We start from the raw sequence: 18,538 nt of genomic DNA, 5'->3' as shown, positions 1-18,538 counted from the left end.
TCACTCCTGGCGGGTTACTGGACTCGCAGCCAGACGGCTGTGTCGGTGGGCAACTGGGAGCCGGCCAGCTCGCCGCTGGCGAGCAGGACTTCGAGGTGGGACGGCAGGTCGATCGGGGTTTCGCCGAAGTTGACCAGGCAGAGCAGGTCGTCGCCACGGCGGAAGGCGAGGACGTCGTCGCCGTCTTCGCCCGCCCAGGCGAACTCCTCCCCACGCAACGCCGGTTCGGCCCGGCGCGACGCGATCATGGTGCGGTAGAGCGTCAGCATCGACCGCGGATCGCCGTCCTGCCGCTCGACCGAGTAGTCACCCCAGTTCGCCGGCTGGGGGAGCCACGGGGTTCCGGCACCGAACCCGAACGCGCTGTCCGCGTCGGACGTCCAGGGCAGCGGGACGCGGCAGCCGTCGCGGCCGGGGTCGGTGCCGCCGGAGCGGAAGTGCATCGGGTCCTGCAGGACGTCCAGGGGCAGGTCCTCGACCTCGGGCAGGCCCAGCTCGTCACCCTGGTAGACGTACAGCGAGCCGGGCAGGGCCGCCGACAGGAGCGCGGCCGCGCGGGCCCGGCGCTGCGCCTTCGCGAGGTCGGTGGGGATGCCGAAGGCGCGGCCCACGAAGCCGAACGAGCTGTCCTCGCGGCCGTAGCGGGTGGCCGCGCGGGTGACGTCGTGGTTGGACAGCACCCACGTCGGCGGCGCGCCGACCGGGCCGTGGGCGTCCAAAGTGGACACGATGGCGGTGCGCAGCTCGCCGGCGTCCCACGGGCGCATCATGAAGTCGAAGTTGAACGCCGTGTGCATCTCGTCCGGCCGCAGGTAGCGGGCGAAGCGGTGCGGGTCGGCCAGCCAGACCTCGCCGACCAGCACCCGCGGCTCGGCGTAGGAGTCGGCGACGGCCCGCCAGCCGCGGTAGATGTCGTGGATCTCGTCGCGGTCGACGAACGGGTGCGCGTCCGGTGTCACCTCGTTGGGCAGCGCCGGGTCCTTGACCGGCATGGTCGCGGAGTCGATGCGGATGCCCGCGACACCCCGGTCGAACCAGAAGCGCAGCACGCGCTCGTGCTCGGCGCGGACGTCCGGGTGGTTCCAGTTGAGGTCCGGCTGCTCGGGCGCGAACAGGTGCAGGTACCAGTCGCCGGGCGTGCCGTCCGGGTTCGTGGTGCGGGTCCAGGTGCCGCCGGAGAAGCTGGACTCCCAGTCCGTCGGCGGCAGCTCGCCGTGCTCGCCGCGGCCCGGGCGGAACCAGAACCGTTGGCGCTCCGGCGATCCCGGCCCGGCGGCCAGTGCGGCCCGGAACCACTCGTGCTGGTCCGAGACGTGGTTGGGGACGATGTCCACAATGGTCTTGATGCCCAGCCCGGCGGCTTCGGCGATCAGCTGTTCGGCCTCGTCGAGGGTGCCGAACGCCGGGTCGATGACGCGGTAGTCGGCGACGTCGTAACCGCCGTCGGCCAGCGGCGAGGAGTACCAGGGCGTGAACCAGATGGCGTCCACGCCGAGGCGTTTGAGGTGGGGCAGGCGGGCGCGGACGCCGGCGAGGTCACCGGTGCCGTCGCCGTTCCCGTCGGCGAAACTGCGGGGGTAGATCTGGTAGATGACGGCACCGCGCCACCACGGTGCCGCCTGCTCGGCGGGTGTGGTCAGCGGGCTGGTCGAGAGGTCGGTGGTCACGGGACTCCCGTTCTGGCTCAACGGTTTCCGGAGCGCGGCGAAGGGTGCGGACCCAGGCCCGCGGCGATTAGGTTTAGCGCTATACCTCGATAGACGGTAATGTCGTCCCCGGCCGCTTGTCAACGGCCGGTCCCGTAACCTTGGGGCCCGGGGTGAGCGAGAGGAGTCCGAGGGTGCGCGTCACGCTGCGGGAGGTCGCCGAGCAGGCGGGCGTGAGCATGATGACCGTGTCGAACGTGATGAACGGCAACCGCGCGCGCGTCTCACCCGGGACCATCGAGAAGGTCCAGCGCATCGCGGCCGAGCTCGGCTACGTCCCGAGCGCGTCGGCCCGCAGCCTCGCGACGAAGGCGTCGCGGCTGGTCGGCCTGCTGGTGCCGGCCGCCGACGAGGACAGCCTGATGATCAGCCCGCACACCATGGCGATCGTCGGCCTGATCGAGCGCGAGCTGCGCAAGTACGGCTACCACCTGCTGCTGCGCGGCGTCGCCCACCCGGACGAGGTCGCCGAGGCGCTGCGGTCGTGGAGCCTCGACGGCGCGATCCTGCTGGGTTTCCTCGACGAGGAGGTCGGCAACCTGACGAAGAAGACGATCGGCGCGGTCCACGTCGTCGCGATCGACAGCTACTCGGCGAACCGCCTCACGACGGGCACGCGCTCGGACGACTTCGCGGGCGCCCGCCTCGCGGCCCGGCACCTCCTGGACCTCGGTCACCGCCGGATCTTGTTCGCCGGCCCGGCGTTCAGCGGCGTAGGCGTGGTCCACGAACGCTTCGAGGGCTTCTGCCAGGCGTTCGCGGACGCCGGCGTCGCCCGGCCGGACCTGGTGGAGACGGTCAACACGACGTACGCCGAAGGCCACGAGCTGGGCCTGGGTTTGACTGACCGCCACCCCGGCATGACGGCGCTGTTCGCGACGGCGGACATCCTCGCGGTCGGCATCGTCCACGGCCTGACCGAGGCGGGCGCGCGCGTCCCGGAGGACATCTCGGTGGTCGGCTTCGACGACCTCGACCTCTGCAACTACGTCACACCGAAGCTGACGACGGTGTCGCAGGACATCGCCCGCAAGGCATCGACGGCGGTGTCCATCCTGATGGACTCGATCGAGAAGAGTGAACGCCCGAAGCACCCGGTGACGATCGACGTCTCGCTGGTCGAACGCGAGTCGACCGCCCCGGTCCGGACATAGGAAACGGCCGGTTTCCCTTGGGGGACAGGGAAACCGGCCGTTCGGGTGGCGGCGTTCGGGGTTACGCCGCCTGGGCAACCGGCGTCGAAGCCGGGGTCAGGGCGAGGTCCAGGACCTCGCGGACGTTCGCCACCGCGTGGACGTCCAGCTGGGACAGCACCTCGGCCGGGACGTCGTCCAGGTCCGGCTCGTTGCGCTGCGGGATGATCACCGTCTTCATCCCGGCCCGGTGGGCCGCCAGCAGCTTCTGCTTGACGCCGCCGATCGGGAGGACGCGGCCGGTCAGGGACACCTCGCCGGTCATCGCGACGTCCGCCTTCACCACGCGGCCCGAGAGCAGCGACGCCAGCGCCGTCGTCATCGTGACGCCCGCGCTCGGCCCGTCCTTCGGGACCGCGCCGGCCGGCACGTGGACGTGGATGCCGCGGTTCTTCAGGTCGCCGACCGGCAGTTCCAGCTCCGCGCCGTGCGAGCGCAGGTAGGACAGCGCGATCTGGACGGACTCCTTCATCACGTCGCCGAGCTGGCCGGTCAGCTGCAGCCCGGACGCGCCGGACTCCTGGTCCGCCAGCGACGCCTCGATGTAGAGGACGTCACCGCCGGCACCCGTCACCGCCAGGCCCGTGGCCACACCCGGGGTCGCGGTCCGCTGGGTCGACGCGGGCAGCGACGACTCCGGCAGGTGGCGCGGCCGGCCGAGGTAGTCCGGGAGGTCGGCATCGTCGATCGTGAGCGGCAGGGTGGCCTGGTCGAGCGCCACCTTCGTCGCGATCTTGCGCAGCACCTTCGCGATCGTGCGGTTCGCGGCGCGCACGCCCGCCTCGCGGGTGTACTCGGCGGCGATCCGGCTGAACGCGGCGTCCGTCAGCGCGACGTCGTCCGTGCTCAGGCCGGCGCGCTCCAGCTCGCGGGGGAGCAGGTGGTCGCGGGCGATGGTGACCTTCTCGTGCTCGGTGTAGCCGTCCAGCGTCACCAGTTCCATCCGGTCCAGCAGCGGGCCGGGGATGGTCTCCAGGGCGTTGGCCGTCGCCAGGAACACGACGTCGGACAGGTCCAGCTCGACCTCGAGGTAGTGGTCGCGGAACGTGTGGTTCTGTTCCGGGTCCAGCACTTCGAGCAGCGCCGCCGTCGGGTCGCCGCGGTAGTCGGCGCCGATCTTGTCGATCTCGTCGAGCAGCACGACCGGGTTCATCGAGCCGGCTTCCTTGATGGCGCGGACGATCCGGCCGGGCAGCGCGCCGACGTAGGTGCGGCGGTGGCCGCGGATCTCCGCCTCGTCGCGGATGCCGCCGAGGGCGACCCGGACGAACTTGCGGCCCATGGCCTTCGCGACGGACTCACCCAGCGACGTCTTGCCGACCCCGGGAGGGCCCGCGAGGGCGAGCACCGCGCCGGAACGACGGCCACCGACCGGGCCGAGACCCGATTCGGCGCGACGCTTCCGGACGGCCAGGTACTCGATGATGCGTTCCTTGACGTCGTCCAGGCCCGCGTGGTCGGCGTCCAGCACCGCCCGCGCGGCCGCGATGTCGTAGACGTCCTCGGTGCGCTCGTTCCACGGCAGCTCCAGGACGGTGTCCAGCCAGGTGCGGATCCAACCGCCCTCGGGGGACTGCTCGGACGTCCGGTCCAGCTTGTCCACCTCGGCCAGCGCGGCCTTCTTCACGGCGTCGGGCAGCTCGGCGCCTTCGACGCGGGCGCGGTAGTCCGTGTCGTCGGTGCTGCCGTCGAGCTCACCCAGCTCCTTGCGGATCGCTTCGAGCTGGCGGCGCAGCAGGAACTCCTTCTGCTGCTTCTCCATGCCTTCGGAGACGTCCTTGCGGATCGTGTCGGTGACCTCGAGCTCGGCCAGGTGCTCCTTGCTCCACTCGAGCGCCTTCTCCAGGCGGGCGGTGACGTCGAGCGTGGTGAGCAGCTCGACCTTCTGGTCGGTGTCGAGGTACGGCGCGTTGCCGGACAGGTCGGCGACCGCGGACGGGTCCTCGACCTGCTGGACGGCGTCGATCAGCTGCCAGCCGCCGCGCTGCTGGAGGATCGAGATGACGACGGCCTTGTAGTCGGCCGCGAGCTTCGCGGTCTGGTCGCCGGTGATTTCGGGGGCGTCCTCGGCGTGCACCCAGCGGGCGGCGCCGGGACCGTCGGCCATCCGGCCGACGAGCGCGCGGGCGGTGCCGCGCAGCAGGACGGCGGCCTTGCCACCGGGCACGCGCCCGATGCGCTCGACGGTCGCGACGGTGCCGTACTCGGCGTACTCACCGTGGACGCGCGGCACGATCAGGACTTCGGCCTTCGCGGAGCCGGTCGACCGGATGCCGGGGAAGGACGCCTGGCTGGGCGTGCCGGCCTGGGCGGACTCCACCGCGGCCCGCGTCTCGGTGTCGGTGAGGTCGAGCGGGACGACCATGCCCGGCAGCACGACGTCGTCATCGAGCGGGAGCACGGGCAGGAGGCGGGTGTCGGACATGTGCACTCCTCGGGTAGTTGAGTCTGCCTTGCTCAACTCTCCGATGGGTGTGTTTGTTTCCGATGGTGCGTTCGCCCACAGCGATCAGGGAAAGCGCAGGTCAGAGACTCGGGCGGCGATCAAGGACGGTGACCGGTCGCGTGGACCGGGCTGCCCGCCGGAGATCGTGGGTCGCGGACGGGTGCGGCGAGACCGCTCCCGCCGACGTGCGCGAGCCGCCCTTACGTGAGCGGGGGAGGTCATGTCCGGTGCCGAGACGACCAGGGCGGATCGAGGGTCTGGGCTCGCCCGGCGCAGGTCGCGGCACGTCGCGGCGAAGAGAGGTCGTCAGAGCAGGCGTGTGTGCGCCTCGTCGAGTCCGAGCCGTGTCCGGCGGCAGGGAAAGCGCAGGTCAGAGACTCGGGCGGCGTGCGACCGCGCACCAGGCGAAGGGCCGCGTCTCCAGATCCAGCACTGTCGGACGCTCGTCGGGGCGCCAGTCCGGCAACGATGTCATCCCCGGCGGCAAGAGCGGCCAGCCGCCGAACCAGGGGAGCAGTTCTTCCGCCGTGCGCAGCCACGCGGGGTTCGTCGTGGCGCGGTAGGCGTCGATGAATCGTTTCACCTCGGCCGCGCGGGCCGGTGGGGCGTCGTCGCGGCAGGTGCCGTGCGTCAGCGCCAGCCAGCTGCCCGGCGCCAGCTTCGCCCGGTACGTCGCCATCAGGCCGTCGGGGTCGTCCGACGGGCCGACGAAGTGCATCACCGTGATCATCAGCAGGCACACCGGCCGCGACCAGTCGATCAGGTCCGACACGACGTCGTCCGCGAAGATCTCCGCGGGCCGCCGGATGTCGCGCTCGACCAGGCCCGCCCAGTCCGTCGCGTCTTCCTTCTCCAGGATCAGCCGGGAATGCGCGGCCGCCACCGGCTCGTAGTCGACGTAGACCACCGACGCGCGTTCGCCGTCGGGCAGCAGCTCCCGGACGATCTCGTGCACGTTGCCCGCGGTCGGCACGCCGGAGCCGAGGTCGACGAACTGGCGGACGCCGGCGTCCATCGCCGCCGCGACGACGCGGTTCATGAACGCCCGGTTCTGCCGCGAGATCGGCCGGATCAGCGGCCACACCTTCTCCACGCGGCGGCCGAACTCGCGGTCGACCGCCCAGTGGTGGTTGCCGCCGAGGTACCAGTCGTAGACACGCGCGGCGGACGGCTTCTCCGTGTCCACCCCGGCGGGTGCGGTCGGCGCGTTTTCGCTCATCCGAGCGGCTTCTCCGCGATGCCGCACCACGCGTACGGGCGGGCCTCGGCTTCCAGGACGTTCAGCTTCCGGTCGGGCCGCCAGTCCGGCAGGTGCACGACGCCGGGTTCCAGGATCGGCCAGTCGCCGAACAGCGGCACGATCTCCTCGCGGGTGCGCAGCCACACCGGGTTGCTCGTCTTCCGGTACTGCTCGACGAACCACCGCAGACCGGCCAGCGACTCGCCTTCGCCGTCACCCTCGCTCATCTGCGAGATCGCCAGCCAGCTGCCCGGCGCGAGCGCGTCGCGGTAGGCCTTGAGCAGGCCGTGCGGGTCGTCGTCCGGGCCGACGAAGTGCAGCACCGCCATCATCATCACGCAGACCGGCTTCGAGAAGTCGATGAGCCGCTTCGTCTCTTCCGCGCGCAGCACGGCCTTGGCGTCGCGCATGTCGGCCTGGACGATGCCGGCCCAGTCGGTCGCCGCCTCCTCTTCGAGGATGAGCGTCGCGTGGGCGACGGCGACCGGCTCGTAGTCGACGTAGACGACCGTCGCGTCGTGCTCGTCCGGCAGCTCGGCCTCGACGACCTCGTGGACGTTGCCGGCCGTCGGGACACCGGAGCCGAGGTCGACGAACTGGCGGATCCCGGCCTTGAGCGCCGCGCGCACGGCGCGGTTCATGAACTCGCGGTTCTGCTTGGAGCCGGGGCGCACGAGCGGCCACTGCTGTTCGACGCGCCGCCCGAACTCGCGGTCCACGGCCCAGTTCTGGGTACCGCCGAGGTACCAGTCGTAGATCCGGGCCGCGGACGGCTTCTCCGTGTCGACGCCCTCGGGTGCTCTGGGCGCGGCGTCCCGCTCGTTCACTTCGGCTCCCCATCCCTCGAGTCCTGGCGCCAGCCTATAAGGACGGAGTGCGACCGGTAATCCGCCAGTAGTTCACCGAACGGCTGGGCGACGCTGCCAATACGTCCACAGCGGCCGGTAGCCCTGGGCGTACCAGAACGGCGTCGAAAGCGGGTTCGCCGCGGCGTGGTGCAGCAGGACGACGTCGGTGCCCTCCTCGTCGAGCACCTGGTGGGCGTGGGCCGACAGCGCGGTGCCGACACCGGAGGACCGCGCCGCCTCGGCGACGGCCAAGGACGACAGGTAGCCGACGCGCTCGGCCTTGACGCGGTCGCTGATCCAGCCGGTCTCGCCCGGGTGCTGGACGTTCACCATGCCGAGCGCGCGGCCGTACAGCTCGGCGATCCACAACGGCGGTTCCGGCCGGTTGAGCTGCTCGGCGAGGTCCTTGGCCAGGATGTCCTCGACGCCCGAGCGCAGGTTCACCGTGCCGTACTGGGCGTCGAAGGAGTGCAGCTCCATCCCCAGCGCCACCGCGGTGTCGAGGTCGCCCGGCTCGGCCCGGCGGATCTTGACGCCCGGGGTGCCGCGCGGGCCCTCCGGGATCATCCGGTCGGCCGGGCGGACCGCGACCACGCGCAGCGGCGCGAAGCCGTGGTGCAGCATTTCGCGCGTGCCGGCGGCGTCCCGGCTGGCCCGCGGGAGGACCGCGGCGGTCTCGGTGTCGCCCGGTTCGGCGACCGCGCGCAGATGTTCATCCCATCGGGTGAGGAGTGCGTCGAGCGCGGCGGCCGGCTGCGGGCCCGCCAGCTGGAGGTCGAGGCGGTGCTCGGTGAGCGCGCGCCACGGCGCGTTGGGGGCGTCGCGGTCCACCTGGACGCGGGACGCGCGCCCGGTGGCGGCCGAGTCGCCGAGGTCGACGTCCAGCACCACCGCGTTTTCGGTGCTCTCGAAGGGGGAGGAGCCGGGGAGGAGGGGGTCCACCGCCGCGAGCCGCGTCGCGTGCTCGGTGGCAATCACATCGCTGTGCATGGGGCACATTGAAGCGCTAACCGGCCCGGAATGCGTAGAGGGTGCCTCGGGGATAGGGGATACCTGATGTTTCACCCCTTGGTCCACGCAGGTCAGCGCTATCGAGGCATTGTTAACCCTGGGGTGATCTCCTACTGTCTCGAAAGGGACATGAGTACGCCCTACGGGGTACGGTATGGCCCTTGTCCACACCTGACGTCACGGATCAGGACCGGTGGGCAATCCGGGAGGGAAGAACGGATGCCGGAGACCAACGCGCACGGCGACGCCGTGGCGCAGCCCGGGCCGGGCGGTCCCGCGACCGCGCCGCTCCCCGTGGCCTCCGCCGAGGCACGGACCGACGAACGCCGGTTCCGCGCCTACACCTTCGCGGTCCTGAGCCTGGGACTCGTCGCCGCGTTCGCGGTCGGCTCGTGGCTGCCGTTCCACTGGGACAGCAAGCTGCTGTGGATCGGCCCGGTCCTCGCGGTCGCGTTCCTGCTCGCCGAGCAGCTCGGCATCAACGTCGACGTCCGCAGCGGCATCTCGTGGACCATCTCCTTCACCGAGATCCCGCTCGTCATCGGCTTCTTCATCGCGCCGTTCGAGGTCGTGCTGGCCGCGCACCTGGTCGCGGGCATCGGCACGCTGCTCGCGCGGAAGGTCGCCGGCCGCGTCCTCTACAACGCGGGCGCGTTCCTGCTCGAGATCACCGGCGCCTTCGCGGTCGCCGGCCTGGTGAAGGTCGCCGTCGGCGCCGGTGCGGGCAGCGAGATCCCGTGGGTCGCCGCGCTCGCCGGCACGCTGACCGCGCCGCTCGTCAGCACGCTGCTCGCGCTGGCCGCGGTGCGCGTGCTGCGCCGCCGGATGCGCGTCAGCACCGCCGTCCGGCTCACCGCGCGGATCCTGGTCGTCGGGTTCGTCAACGCGTCGGTCGGCCTCTCCGGTTACCTCGTCATCTCGAACACGCCCAAGGCGTGGCCGCTGGTGCTCGCCGTCTTCCTCGGCCTCACCGCGCTCTACTGGGCCTACTCCGACCTGCTGCGCGAGCAGCGGGACATGGAGGCGCTCTCGGACGTCAGCCTGATGGTCGCCCGCTCTGGTCAGCAGGCCGCGGCGCGCCCGGCCAGCCGCGCGGACGAGCTCGTCGGCGGCGTCGACGTCCGCGAGTGGGCGACGATCGCCGAGCGCATCAAGGACCAGCTCGCCGCCGGCCGCGTCGTGCTGCGGCTGCGGCTGGAGCCGAAGGACACCATGCGCGTGGTCGTCGCGGGCGACGACCTGCCGGCCGCCGACCCGGGCGCCGACGACCCGCTGCTGCGCCTGCCCGGCGCGCACGTCCGGCACTTCCGGATCACCGAGGCCAACCCCGACGTCCGCGCGGCGCTGCTCGACCGTGGCGCGCAGGAGGCGCTCGTCGTCCCGCTGCGCAGCGCGAACCAGCTGCTCGGCGTCGTCGAGGCGCACGACCGGCTGTCCCGCTGGCGTGGTTTCGGCAAGTACGACGTCCAGCTGCTCGGCACGATGGCCAGCCACCTCGCGACGTCGCTGGACAACCGGCGGCTGCTCGCGACCCTGCGCCACGACGCCTACCACGACCCGCTCACCGGGCACCTCAACCGGCCGGGCTTCCGGCAGGTGGCGAAGGAACCGTTGCGGGACTTCGCGAACGCCGTTGTGCTGCGGATCGACCTCGACGTCTTCTCGACCGTCTCCGACGCGCTGGGCTACGCCTGGGCCGACCGGATGGTCATCGCCGCCGGCCGCCGCATCCGCGACGCGCTCGGCCCCGACGTCCCGCTGGCCCGGCTCGAAGGCGCGTCGTTCGCGGCGCTGCTCGTCGGTACCCCGCCGGAGGACGCCCACCAGGCGGCCGAGCGGCTGCGCGAAGAGTTGTCCGCGCCGTACCCGGTGGACCGGCTTTCGGTCGAGGCCAACGCGATGATCGGCTACGCGACGACGTCCGCGGAGGAAACCGGCGACGCCGTCGACATCGAAGGCCTGCTGCAGCGCGCCGACGTCGCTGTTCGCGCTACCAAGGGCGGTGAGGAGGTCCGCGGTTACGTGCCGAGCATGGGCCAGATCTTCCTGCGCCGCTTCCAGATGGTCACGCAGTTCCGGCAGTCCCTCGAAGACGGCCAGGTCAGCGTCCACTACCAGCCGAAGATCACCCTGCCGAACCGGCAGGTGGCCGGCGTCGAGGCGCTGGTCCGCTGGGTGCACCCGGAGTTCGGCAGGCTCGGCCCGGACGAGTTCGTCCCGGCCATCGAGGCGGCCGGCCTGATCGGCGTGCTGACGTCGTTCGTGCTCGGCGAGGCGCTGAAGCGCTGCCGCAAGTGGCTCGACGAGGGCCTGCGGATCTCGGTGGCGGTCAACCTGTCGGTGCGCAACCTGGCCGACGAGGACTTCCCGAACAAGGTGGCCCGCGAGCTGGACCGCGTCGGCATCCCGCCCGAGCTGCTGACGTTCGAGCTGACCGAGTCCGGCGTGATGTCCGACCCGCAGAAGGCGCTGCCGATCCTGCGCGAGCTGCACTCGCTGGGCATCACGCTCGCGGTGGACGACTTCGGCACCGGCTACTCGTCGCTGGCCTACCTGCGGCAGCTGCCGGTGGACCAGGTCAAGATCGACAAGAGCTTCGTCCTCGGTATGGGCACCGATCTCGGCGACCTGGCCGTGGTGCGCTCGATCGTCGAGCTGGGCCACTCGCTGGGCCTGACGGTGGTCGCGGAAGGCGTCGAAGAGGACGTCGCGCGCGACCAGCTCGAGGCGATGGGCTGCGACGTCGCCCAGGGCTACCTCATCTCGCGGCCGCTGCCGGAGGACCGCCTGGAGGCGTGGCTGCAGGCCCGCACGGCGCGGTCTCCCGGCCGCCACTCCGAGACCGTCTTGACCCTGCTGACCTGAGGTTTTGCTCTTTCGGGACCCCGGTTGCACAGCCGGGTGACGGGACTTGGTAATCTTTCCAAGTCCTCGCGAGAGGCCAGGCCCCTTTAGCTCAGTCGGCAGAGCGTCTCCATGGTAAGGAGAAGGTCTACGGTTCGATTCCGTAAAGGGGCTCACGACCTCAGCCGCGTCACGCCTGCGTGTCGCGGCTTGGGTCATGTAGGGCGGTGTAGCTCAGCTGGCAGAGCAAGCGGCTCATAATCGCTGTGTCGCCGGTTCAAGTCCGGCCACCGCTACGCGGTAACGACTGGGGCTCGCCCCGGGACCTGAGAGAGAAGGAAACGCTGTGGCTGCCACCGACGTGCGACCCAAGATCACGCTGGCGTGCGAAGAGTGCAAGCACCGCAACTACATCACCAAGAAGAACCGGCGCAACAACCCGGATCGCCTGGAGATGAAGAAGTTCTGCCCGAACTGCGGTACGCACCGGACGCACAAGGAAACCCGCTGACCGCGTAGCGCGTTCGCACCAGCTTCGAAGAGCCGCCCTGGACCACTGGGGCGGCTCTTTGCTGTTGGTAGCCTCGTCGGCGTGCCCTTGGACGAGTCGTTCACCGGACGGGTTTACCCGCCGCAGACCAGCTACGAAGTGAGCCGGGAGAAGATCCGGGAGTTCGCCGACGCGATCGGCGACCAGAACCCGGTCTACCGGGACCCGGAGGCCGCGCGCGCCGCCGGCCACCCGGACGTCATCGCGCCCCCGACGTTCCTCACGATCATCAACCTCGCCTCGATCAACTCGATCGTCACCGACCCCGAGCTCGGCCTCGACTACTCGCGGATGGTGCACGGCGACCAGCAGTTCTCCTACAGCCGCCCGGCGCACGCCGGGGACACGCTGCTGCTGACGACGCACATCGACCGGATCATGGCCCGGGCCGGCAACGACTTCATCAACCTGCGCGCCGAGATCACCGACAGCGCCGGCGCGCACATCGCCACCACGCGCGCGCAGCTCGTGGTGCGGGGGGAGGCCGCGTGAACGTCGGCGACGAACTGCCCGCCCTCGAGGTCCGGATCACCCGCGACCAGCTGGTCCGCTACGCCGGCGCGGCGCTCGACTTCAACCCGATCCACTGGAACGAGGCGTTCGCGAAGGACGTCGGCCTCCCCGACGTCATCGCGCACGGCATGCTCACGATGGCCGTGTCCGGCCGCGTGGTGACGGACTGGCTCGGCGACCCGGGCCGCCTGGTCGACTTCAGCGCCCGCTTCACACGCCCGGTGGTCGTCCCGAACACCCCGGAAGGCGCGCTCGTCGAGATCACCGGCAAGGTCGGCGCGCTGCAGGACGACGGCATCGCCCGCATCGACCTCGTGGTGAAGTCCGACGGCAAGACCGTGCTGGGCAAGCCGCAGGTCCTCGTGCGCGTCTGACCGCTAAGGCAGCTTCAGCAAGGTCACCACGACGTCGGCCATGCCCTGCTCGCCGCGCGCGTTGGGGTGCATCGGCGCGGCGGGCGACGCCGGCAGCAGGCCCTCCACCCAGCGCTTGTCCGAGTCGGCGCACACGTCGTGGCCCTTGCCGGGCGTCGCGGTGTCGGCGAAGCCCGCGCGATGGGACTTCGCCTGGTCCTCGAGCATCGAGTTCAGGTCGGCGAGCCCGTCGCGGAAGTACGCGACGTCGCCCGAGCCGAACGGCAGCACGGGCCAGCAGCCGTCGCCGTCCGGGAGGACCGTGGGGTAGCCGACCACGATCACCTTCGCCTGCGGCGCCTTCGCGTGGATCTTGTCGAGCACCGCGCCCACCTTGGGCGCGGTGCTCGCGATCCGCTCGGCGATCTGGTCGTGCCCGCCCGCGGTCAGCTTGTCCTTGCAGGGTGACGCCGACGGGTGCGCCGTCGCGCAGGACGGCGCGATCCCCAGGAAACCGACGTCGTTGCCGCCGATGCCGAGCGTCACCAGCGTGGTCTTCCCGTTGACGGCGTCCAGCTGGGGCGGGTTCGAGCCGTTCGACGTCTTCTGCGTGCTGCTCAGGCTCGCGGTCGTCGCGCCGCCGCAGCTGACGTCGGCGAACTCGGCCGGCTTCACCTTGGCCGTCACGAGGTGCGGGTAGTTGTCGTCCGTGCGCTCGCAGCCCGCCGGCTGGCCCGCTTGGCCGCCGGTGCGCGGCGAAGACGTGTACGAGTCCCCCAGGGCCACGTAGCGGCCGCTGCCGCCGCCGGTGTCCGCGCCGTCCGGCGGCGCCGCGGACGAGCCGTGCTGCCACTTGTAGTACCCGAAGATCAGCAACCCGACCACGAGCACGACCACGAGGCAGCCGCCCCCACCGCTCTTTTTCGCCACTCGTCCGTTTTTACCGGCCGCCGTCGCCGGTGCACCTAGTCAATCCGGGTGACGCCCTGGGCGATCAGGTCGTTCACCAGGCCGGCGCCGGTCTCCGGGTCGTCGACGCTCACCAGCACGGTCCGGCCGTTCGCCAAGGTCAGCTCCAGCGCCGGGCCGCCGCGCACCTTGTACGCCGTCGTGCCGGTGACCGCGTTGAAGCGCAGGCCGAGCCCGCCGTCGCCGAACGTCGTCAGCTCGCGCACGGTGGCCTCGCGGATGTCGCTCAGCTCGAGGTGCCGCCACGGGAAGCCGAGGAGGCCGAAGCGGATCGTCACGCCCGTGCCGTCCACCTTCGCCCGCAGCCGGTAGGTCAACGCCGCGACCACCGCGCCGACGAAGCCGATCCAGACGGCCGTCGGCCACGGGAGCCCGGCGGGCAGGAACGCGATCGCACCGGGGATCGCCAGCAGCGCCCAGAGCATCGCCGGGTTGGCCGCCCGGCCCGACCAGAACGCCCGCTGCCCCGGCCGGAGCCCGACGCTCGGCCGGTTCGCCCCGGTCCGGTGCTCGCGGGCCGGCGTGGGCAGGCCGCCGATGAACCCGGCCACCACGCCGAGCGCGGCCACGCCCAGCAGGAAGAGCAGGACCAGAGCGCCCCCTCGTGCCGCGTGCCAGTCCGGCGCGTCGAGGTTCAGCAGGAGCGTCGACACCAGGACGGCGGACGGCATCGCGGCGAGCCCGGCGCCCATCCCGACGGCCAGGCGAGGCAGCGGGCGGCCGTTGCGCAGCGCGACGACGGCGATCACCACCACGACCGTGGTCACGACCGCGCCGAGCGCCAGGCACACGGTGACGAACAGCCCGAGGGAGCTCGCGTTGTCCGGCCCGTCGTTCCAGTGCGTCGCGATGGGGTCGGGCAGCCGGTCCGCCCACGCGTTCGCGAGCACGGCGACGACGGCCAGGACCGCGCCCGGCAGCACGGCCGTCGCGATCAGGACCCGGATCAGCTTGGTCATGAGTACTTCTCCTTGATCACCCCGGTGAGCTCGTCCAGGCCGACGCCCGCACGCTTCGCCTCGTCGACCACGGCCGCGACCAGCTCGGTGAGCCGGGCCCGCGACGGCGCGCCGCCGAGCACGACGGCACCACGCCGTCTTCGCAGGTCGATGAGGCCTTCGTCGCGCAGCAGCGCGTACGCCCGCAGCACGGTGTGGACGTTGATCTCGAGCGACGTCGCCAGCTCGCGGGCCGGCGGCAGCTGGTCGCCCTGCGCCGGGCTGCCCGCGGCGAGGGCGCGGCGGAGGGAACCCGCCACCTGTTCGAAGAGCGGGACGGTCGAACTCGGATCGATCCGTACGAGCATAGTTCTAACTGTACTAGAACTAACTGGCCTTTGGGTGGGTGAACCTGAACGAGGGATCGACACTTGCGTGCGACGAGGATCACAGCGAGGGTGGGCCCCGCTGAACAAGTCGAACCGAGGAAAGGCAGGCAAGCGCTGTGGCCCTGAACCTGAACAAGCTCGTCGACAAGGCTTACGAGGACAAGTCGATCAAGGAGCTGCTGGACGCCCCGCCGTCCGCGCTCGAGGGGCTCACGCCGAAGCACGACGAGCTGCTCGCCGAGCTGAAGATCAAGACGATCCGCGACCTCGCCAACTGGAAGTTCGCGGCCAAGGCGCAGGCGCTCGCCACGCTCGCCGACAGCGAGTCCTGAGCGGTCTGAGGCTCAGCCGGCCAGTTCGCCGGCCAGCTCCAGTGCGTGGTCGACGTCCTTCGCGACGTAGTGCAGGTCGACCAGCACCTCCGTGATGCCCTCTTCGCGGGCCACGTCCAGGCACGGCAGGACGTCCGCGACCGACTCGACCCCGGTGCCCGCGCGCGGGTTGATCCGCAGTACCCGCCGCAGGGTGCCGGGGTCCCGGCCGGCTTTTTCGGCCGTTTCGAGCGCCACCGTCCAGAGGGCTTTGAGGTACTGCCTGGGCATCCAGCCGGCCAGCCAGCCGTCCGCGCGGCGGCCGATACGGGCCAGCGCCGGTGGCGCGAAGCCACCGAGCAGCACCGGTGGCCGCGGATCCTGCGCCGGGCGCAGGCCGACCGTCGACGGCGCGATCCGCCATTGCGGGCCCTCGTGCGCCACCGGGTCACCGGTCCAGATCGCGTCGAGCGCGTCGAGCACCGCGTCGAGCCGCTCGCCCCGGCCCGCCCACGGCACGCCCGTCGCGAAGTACTCCTCGCGCAGCCAACCGAGCCCGAAGCCGACGTCCAGCCGTCCCGCGCTGGCGAGGTCGAGCGAGGTCAGCGCCCTGGCGAGCAGGACGGGGGAATAGACCGGGCCGGTCAGGGCGCTCATGCCCAAGCGGACCGTGTCCGTCACCGCTGCCGCCGTCGCCAGCGTCGTGAACGGGTCGGCGAAGGTCTTGAACTCCTCCGGGTACGGGTGCTCCGGCGTTCCGCCGCCCGGGTAGAGATCGGACGGCTCGAGCGGCGTCAGGATCCGGTCGCCGACCCACAGCGAGCCGAAGCCGAGTTCCTCCGCGGCGACGGCGAAGCGCGCGACGGCGGCGGGATCGGCGAGGGCGCCGTACTGGGGCAGGGCGAGCCCGAGTCGCGTCTCGCTCACCGGTGAGCGGGACTCCGGGTTGCTCGTCATGGCGGACATCCTGGCATGATCACCAGGTCGGCGGGGAGGTTTCCCGCAGGCCGACCGGGGTTCGGCGGTCGCTCGGGGGGCGCGGTTGCGGACTCTCCCGGGGGTTGCCGTAGACTTCGGGACTTGGAAAGCACTACGGTCATCCCCGCCTGGATGGTGGGGATGCTGGAAGGCGTCCACGGGGGCCCCGAGCGATCGGGACCTCACAGGGGTGTAGCTCAATTGGCAGAGCAGCGGTCTCCAAAACCGCAGGTTGCAGGTTCAAGTCCTGTCACCCCTGCGTAACGGAACTGGTGGAGCGAAGGAGTGGTCGTGAGCGACAGCGACGCCAGCGGCGGCGAGCAGGAGCAGGACGGCACCGGGTCGAAGCCCGAGAGCCAGTCCCGCCCGGTCACAGCCGCTGCCAGGCGTGAACGCCGCGCGACCGCTCGTCCGGCGGGCAAGTCCGCGGCACGTGCGGACGACAAGGCGCGGCCGGCCGGGAAGTCGGGGGAGAAGTCCGCCGACGCGAAGGGCGCTCCGACCCCGAAGCGGGACCAGAAGCCGAAGAAGGCCTCCGTGTTCGCGCGGCTGGTGCGCTTCGTCCGCGAGGTGTGGGCGGAACTGCGCAAGGTCATCTGGCCGAACCGCAAGCAGATGGTCACCTACACCGCGGTCGTGCTGGTCTTCGTGGTGTTCATGGTGGCCCTGGTGAGTGGCCTGGACCTGCTGTTCAAGTGGGGCATCGGCCACGTATTCGGCTGACGCGCCCCGGCGCGCGCCGATGGGGCTTCAGGTCCCGGCCTGACCCCGGCAATGATCAACTGAGAGGACGGAACGTGACCTCCGACAACGGCACAGCAGCCGGTCAGGAGCTGACCGAGCTTTCCGACGAGCAGGTGCACGCGGCACTCGGTGACGAGGAGTCCGAGCACCTGGAACCCGTCGACGTGCCCGAAGCCGAAGAGGTCGACGAAGCCGCCTCCGAGGAAGCCGACTCCGCAGAGGCCGAAACCGCCGAGGTGGCGGACGACGCCGACGCCGAGAGCGCCGAAGCCGAGCCCGCCGCGGCGGACGACGACCCGGTCGCCACGCTGCGCGCCGAGCTGGTGGCCGCGCCGGGCGAGTGGTACGTCGTGCACTCCTACGCCGGGTACGAGAACAAGGTGAAGACCAACCTCGAGACCCGCACCACGACGCTGGACGTCGAGGACTACATCTTCCAGATCGAGGTCCCGACCGAAGAGGTCACCGAGATCAAGAACGGCCAGCGCAAGCAGGTGCAGCGCAAGGTGCTGCCCGGCTACATCCTGGTCCGGATGGATCTGAACGACGCCTCGTGGAGCGCGGTGCGCAACACGCCGGGTGTCACCGGGTTCGTCGGCGCCACCTCGCGGCCGTCTCCGCTGACCGTGGACGAGGTGCTGAAGTTCCTCGCCCCGAAGGTCGAGAACGAAGCCCCGGCCAAGGGCAAGGGCGAGTCCGGCTCGGCCTCGGCCCCGCTCGGTGGCCCGGCCGTCGAGGTCGACTTCGAGATCGGCGAGTCGGTCACGGTCATGGACGGCCCGTTCGCGACCCTGCCGGCGACGATCTCCGAGGTCAACGTCGACGGGCAGAAGCTGAAGGTCCTGGTGTCGATCTTCGGCCGGGAGACCCCGGTCGAGCTGTCGTTCACGCAGGTCTCCAAGATCTGACGGCCGCCGCGCGGTCGCAGTCCCCACGTCCACGGCAGGTACGCGGGGAACGTAGTACAGGACAGGAAAAGAAATGCCACCCAAGAAGAAGAAGCTTGCGGCGATCATCAAGCTGCAGATCAAGGCGGGCGCGGCCAACCCCGCTCCGCCGGTCGGCCCGGCTCTGGGCCAGCACGGCGTCAACATCATGGAGTTCTGCAAGGCCTACAACGCCGCGACCGAGTCGCAGCGTGGGGACGTCGTCCCGGTCGAGATCTCCGTGTACGAGGACCGGTCGTTCGACTTCAAGCTGAAGACGCCGCCGGCCGCACGCCTGCTGCTCAAGGCCGCTGGTGTCGAGAAGGGCTCCGGCGAGCCGCACAAGACCAAGGTCGCCAAGGTCACTTGGGACCAGGTCCGCGAGATCGCGAAGACCAAGGAGTCCGACCTCAACGCGCACGACATCGACCAGGCGGCGAAGATCATCGCCGGCACCGCCCGCTCCATGGGCATCACGGTCGTCTGAGTCTTCTGCCTCGACTCCGTCGAGGCGGCGAAATCGCCCAAAGCCGATTTCTTCCCTCCCGATCCGCTCGGCCCGAGGGGCCGATCGAATCG

18 protein-coding genes and 3 tRNA genes are annotated in these 18,538 nt (G+C 71.0%); 12 read left to right on the top strand and 9 right to left on the bottom strand.

The window, feature by feature from the left end:
• Positions 1 to 14: 14 nt before the first annotated feature.
• Positions 15 to 1,667 carry a glycoside hydrolase family 13 protein gene (locus tag OG570_RS08045; RefSeq protein WP_326956108.1) on the bottom strand — a complete coding sequence of 551 codons (1,653 nt, stop codon included), beginning with the start codon at positions 1,665 to 1,667 and terminating at the stop codon, positions 15 to 17.
• A gap of 173 nt (positions 1,668 to 1,840) precedes the next feature.
• On the opposite strand from OG570_RS08045, the gene OG570_RS08040 reads away from it, so the two are divergent.
• On the top strand, positions 1,841 to 2,860 hold the full coding sequence (locus tag OG570_RS08040) for a LacI family DNA-binding transcriptional regulator (protein WP_326956107.1): 1,020 nt from the start codon (positions 1,841 to 1,843) through the stop codon (positions 2,858 to 2,860).
• Positions 2,861 to 2,921: 61 nt separating this feature from the next.
• On the opposite strand, the gene lon is transcribed toward OG570_RS08040, so the two are convergent.
• From lon to OG570_RS08020, 4 genes are all read right to left on the bottom strand, one after another.
• Complete coding sequence (lon, locus tag OG570_RS08035; RefSeq protein ID WP_326956106.1) at positions 2,922 to 5,324, bottom strand: endopeptidase La; 2,403 nt, start codon at positions 5,322 to 5,324, stop codon at positions 2,922 to 2,924.
• Between the two features lie 391 nt (positions 5,325 to 5,715).
• Positions 5,716 to 6,564 carry an SAM-dependent methyltransferase gene (locus tag OG570_RS08030; RefSeq protein WP_326956105.1) on the bottom strand — a complete coding sequence of 283 codons (849 nt, stop codon included), beginning with the start codon at positions 6,562 to 6,564 and terminating at the stop codon, positions 5,716 to 5,718.
• Positions 6,561 to 7,412: an SAM-dependent methyltransferase gene (locus OG570_RS08025; protein ID WP_326956104.1), complete on the bottom strand. Its 852-nt coding sequence runs from the start codon at positions 7,410 to 7,412 to the stop codon at positions 6,561 to 6,563. The genes OG570_RS08030 and OG570_RS08025 overlap by 4 nt, the downstream gene beginning before the upstream one ends.
• 72 nt (positions 7,413 to 7,484) lie before the next feature.
• On the bottom strand, positions 7,485 to 8,423 hold the full coding sequence (locus OG570_RS08020) for a GNAT family N-acetyltransferase (RefSeq protein WP_326945986.1): 939 nt from the start codon (positions 8,421 to 8,423) through the stop codon (positions 7,485 to 7,487).
• Between the two features lie 240 nt (positions 8,424 to 8,663).
• Between OG570_RS08020 and OG570_RS08015 the strand changes: the two genes are divergently transcribed.
• The 6 genes from OG570_RS08015 (at position 8,664) to OG570_RS07990 (ending at position 12,725) form a co-directional block, all read left to right on the top strand.
• A complete protein-coding gene (locus OG570_RS08015) occupies positions 8,664 to 11,309 on the top strand; it encodes a putative bifunctional diguanylate cyclase/phosphodiesterase (RefSeq protein WP_326945987.1) in 2,646 nt (881 codons plus the stop codon).
• An 80-nt stretch (positions 11,310 to 11,389) separates the two neighbouring features.
• Positions 11,390 to 11,462, top strand: a tRNA-Thr gene (locus OG570_RS08010).
• Positions 11,463 to 11,511: 49 nt separating this feature from the next.
• Positions 11,512 to 11,584, top strand: a tRNA-Met gene (locus tag OG570_RS08005).
• Between the two features lie 50 nt (positions 11,585 to 11,634).
• Positions 11,635 to 11,799, top strand: coding sequence for a 50S ribosomal protein L33 (rpmG, locus tag OG570_RS08000; RefSeq protein WP_005152047.1), 165 nt, complete (start codon positions 11,635 to 11,637; stop codon positions 11,797 to 11,799).
• Positions 11,800 to 11,880: 81 nt separating this feature from the next.
• Positions 11,881 to 12,330, top strand: a complete 450-nt coding sequence (locus OG570_RS07995; protein WP_326945988.1) for a MaoC family dehydratase N-terminal domain-containing protein — start codon at positions 11,881 to 11,883, stop codon at positions 12,328 to 12,330.
• Positions 12,327 to 12,725, top strand: coding sequence for a MaoC family dehydratase (locus OG570_RS07990; protein WP_247060461.1), 399 nt, complete (start codon positions 12,327 to 12,329; stop codon positions 12,723 to 12,725). The genes OG570_RS07995 and OG570_RS07990 overlap by 4 nt, the downstream gene beginning before the upstream one ends.
• Before the next feature lie 3 nt (positions 12,726 to 12,728).
• Here the strand turns inward: OG570_RS07990 and OG570_RS07985 are convergent, their stop codons facing one another.
• The 3 genes from OG570_RS07985 to OG570_RS07975 are packed head-to-tail and all read right to left on the bottom strand — an operon-like array spanning position 12,729 to position 14,979.
• Positions 12,729 to 13,634, bottom strand: coding sequence for an SGNH/GDSL hydrolase family protein (locus tag OG570_RS07985; RefSeq protein WP_326956103.1), 906 nt, complete (start codon positions 13,632 to 13,634; stop codon positions 12,729 to 12,731).
• 35 nt (positions 13,635 to 13,669) lie between these two features.
• Positions 13,670 to 14,632: a hypothetical protein gene (locus OG570_RS07980; RefSeq protein WP_326956102.1), complete on the bottom strand. Its 963-nt coding sequence runs from the start codon at positions 14,630 to 14,632 to the stop codon at positions 13,670 to 13,672.
• On the bottom strand, positions 14,629 to 14,979 hold the full coding sequence (locus OG570_RS07975) for a GntR family transcriptional regulator (RefSeq protein WP_326945991.1): 351 nt from the start codon (positions 14,977 to 14,979) through the stop codon (positions 14,629 to 14,631). The genes OG570_RS07980 and OG570_RS07975 overlap by 4 nt, the downstream gene beginning before the upstream one ends.
• 137 nt (positions 14,980 to 15,116) lie before the next feature.
• On the opposite strand from OG570_RS07975, the gene OG570_RS07970 reads away from it, so the two are divergent.
• On the top strand, positions 15,117 to 15,332 hold the full coding sequence (locus OG570_RS07970; protein WP_326956101.1) for a hypothetical protein: 216 nt from the start codon (positions 15,117 to 15,119) through the stop codon (positions 15,330 to 15,332).
• A gap of 12 nt (positions 15,333 to 15,344) precedes the next feature.
• Here OG570_RS07970 and OG570_RS07965 read toward each other — a convergent pair whose 3' ends face one another.
• A complete protein-coding gene (locus OG570_RS07965; protein ID WP_326956099.1) occupies positions 15,345 to 16,268 on the bottom strand; it encodes a TIGR03619 family F420-dependent LLM class oxidoreductase in 924 nt (307 codons plus the stop codon).
• A 207-nt stretch (positions 16,269 to 16,475) separates the two neighbouring features.
• Between OG570_RS07965 and OG570_RS07960 the strand changes: the two genes are divergently transcribed.
• The 4 genes from OG570_RS07960 (at position 16,476) to rplK (ending at position 18,446) form a co-directional block, all read left to right on the top strand.
• Positions 16,476 to 16,548 (top strand) — tRNA-Trp (locus tag OG570_RS07960).
• 26 nt (positions 16,549 to 16,574) lie between these two features.
• Positions 16,575 to 17,012: a preprotein translocase subunit SecE gene (gene secE, locus OG570_RS07955; protein ID WP_247060469.1), complete on the top strand. Its 438-nt coding sequence runs from the start codon at positions 16,575 to 16,577 to the stop codon at positions 17,010 to 17,012.
• 74 nt (positions 17,013 to 17,086) lie between these two features.
• Positions 17,087 to 17,941 (top strand): transcription termination/antitermination protein NusG, encoded by an 855-nt coding sequence (nusG, locus tag OG570_RS07950; RefSeq protein WP_326956098.1) that lies wholly within the window; start codon positions 17,087 to 17,089, stop codon positions 17,939 to 17,941.
• A gap of 73 nt (positions 17,942 to 18,014) precedes the next feature.
• Positions 18,015 to 18,446: a 50S ribosomal protein L11 gene (gene rplK / locus OG570_RS07945; protein WP_155548843.1), complete on the top strand. Its 432-nt coding sequence runs from the start codon at positions 18,015 to 18,017 to the stop codon at positions 18,444 to 18,446.
• Positions 18,447 to 18,538 lie beyond the last annotated feature (92 nt).

Source organism: Amycolatopsis sp. NBC_01286 (assembly GCF_035982555.1).
GTDB lineage: Bacteria > Actinomycetota > Actinomycetes > Mycobacteriales > Pseudonocardiaceae > Amycolatopsis.
This window is presented reverse-complemented; position numbering and strand designations above follow the sequence as displayed.

Excerpts from the sequence above, each read along its gene's own strand:
- OG570_RS08020 (WP_326945986.1), bottom strand. The coding sequence starts at position 8,423 with ATGCACAGCGATGTGATTGCCACCGAGCACGCGACGCGGCTCGCGGCG.
- rplK (WP_155548843.1), top strand. The coding sequence starts at position 18,015 with ATGCCACCCAAGAAGAAGAAGCTTGCGGCGATCATCAAGCTGCAGATC.
- OG570_RS07980 (WP_326956102.1), bottom strand. The coding sequence starts at position 14,632 with ATGACCAAGCTGATCCGGGTCCTGATCGCGACGGCCGTGCTGCCGGGC.
- OG570_RS08030 (WP_326956105.1), bottom strand. The coding sequence starts at position 6,564 with ATGAGCGAAAACGCGCCGACCGCACCCGCCGGGGTGGACACGGAGAAG.
- OG570_RS07965 (WP_326956099.1), bottom strand. The coding sequence starts at position 16,268 with ATGACGAGCAACCCGGAGTCCCGCTCACCGGTGAGCGAGACGCGACTC.
- lon (WP_326956106.1), bottom strand. The coding sequence starts at position 5,324 with ATGTCCGACACCCGCCTCCTGCCCGTGCTCCCGCTCGATGACGACGTC.
- OG570_RS07975 (WP_326945991.1), bottom strand. The coding sequence starts at position 14,979 with ATGCTCGTACGGATCGATCCGAGTTCGACCGTCCCGCTCTTCGAACAG.
- OG570_RS08015 (WP_326945987.1), top strand. The coding sequence starts at position 8,664 with ATGCCGGAGACCAACGCGCACGGCGACGCCGTGGCGCAGCCCGGGCCG.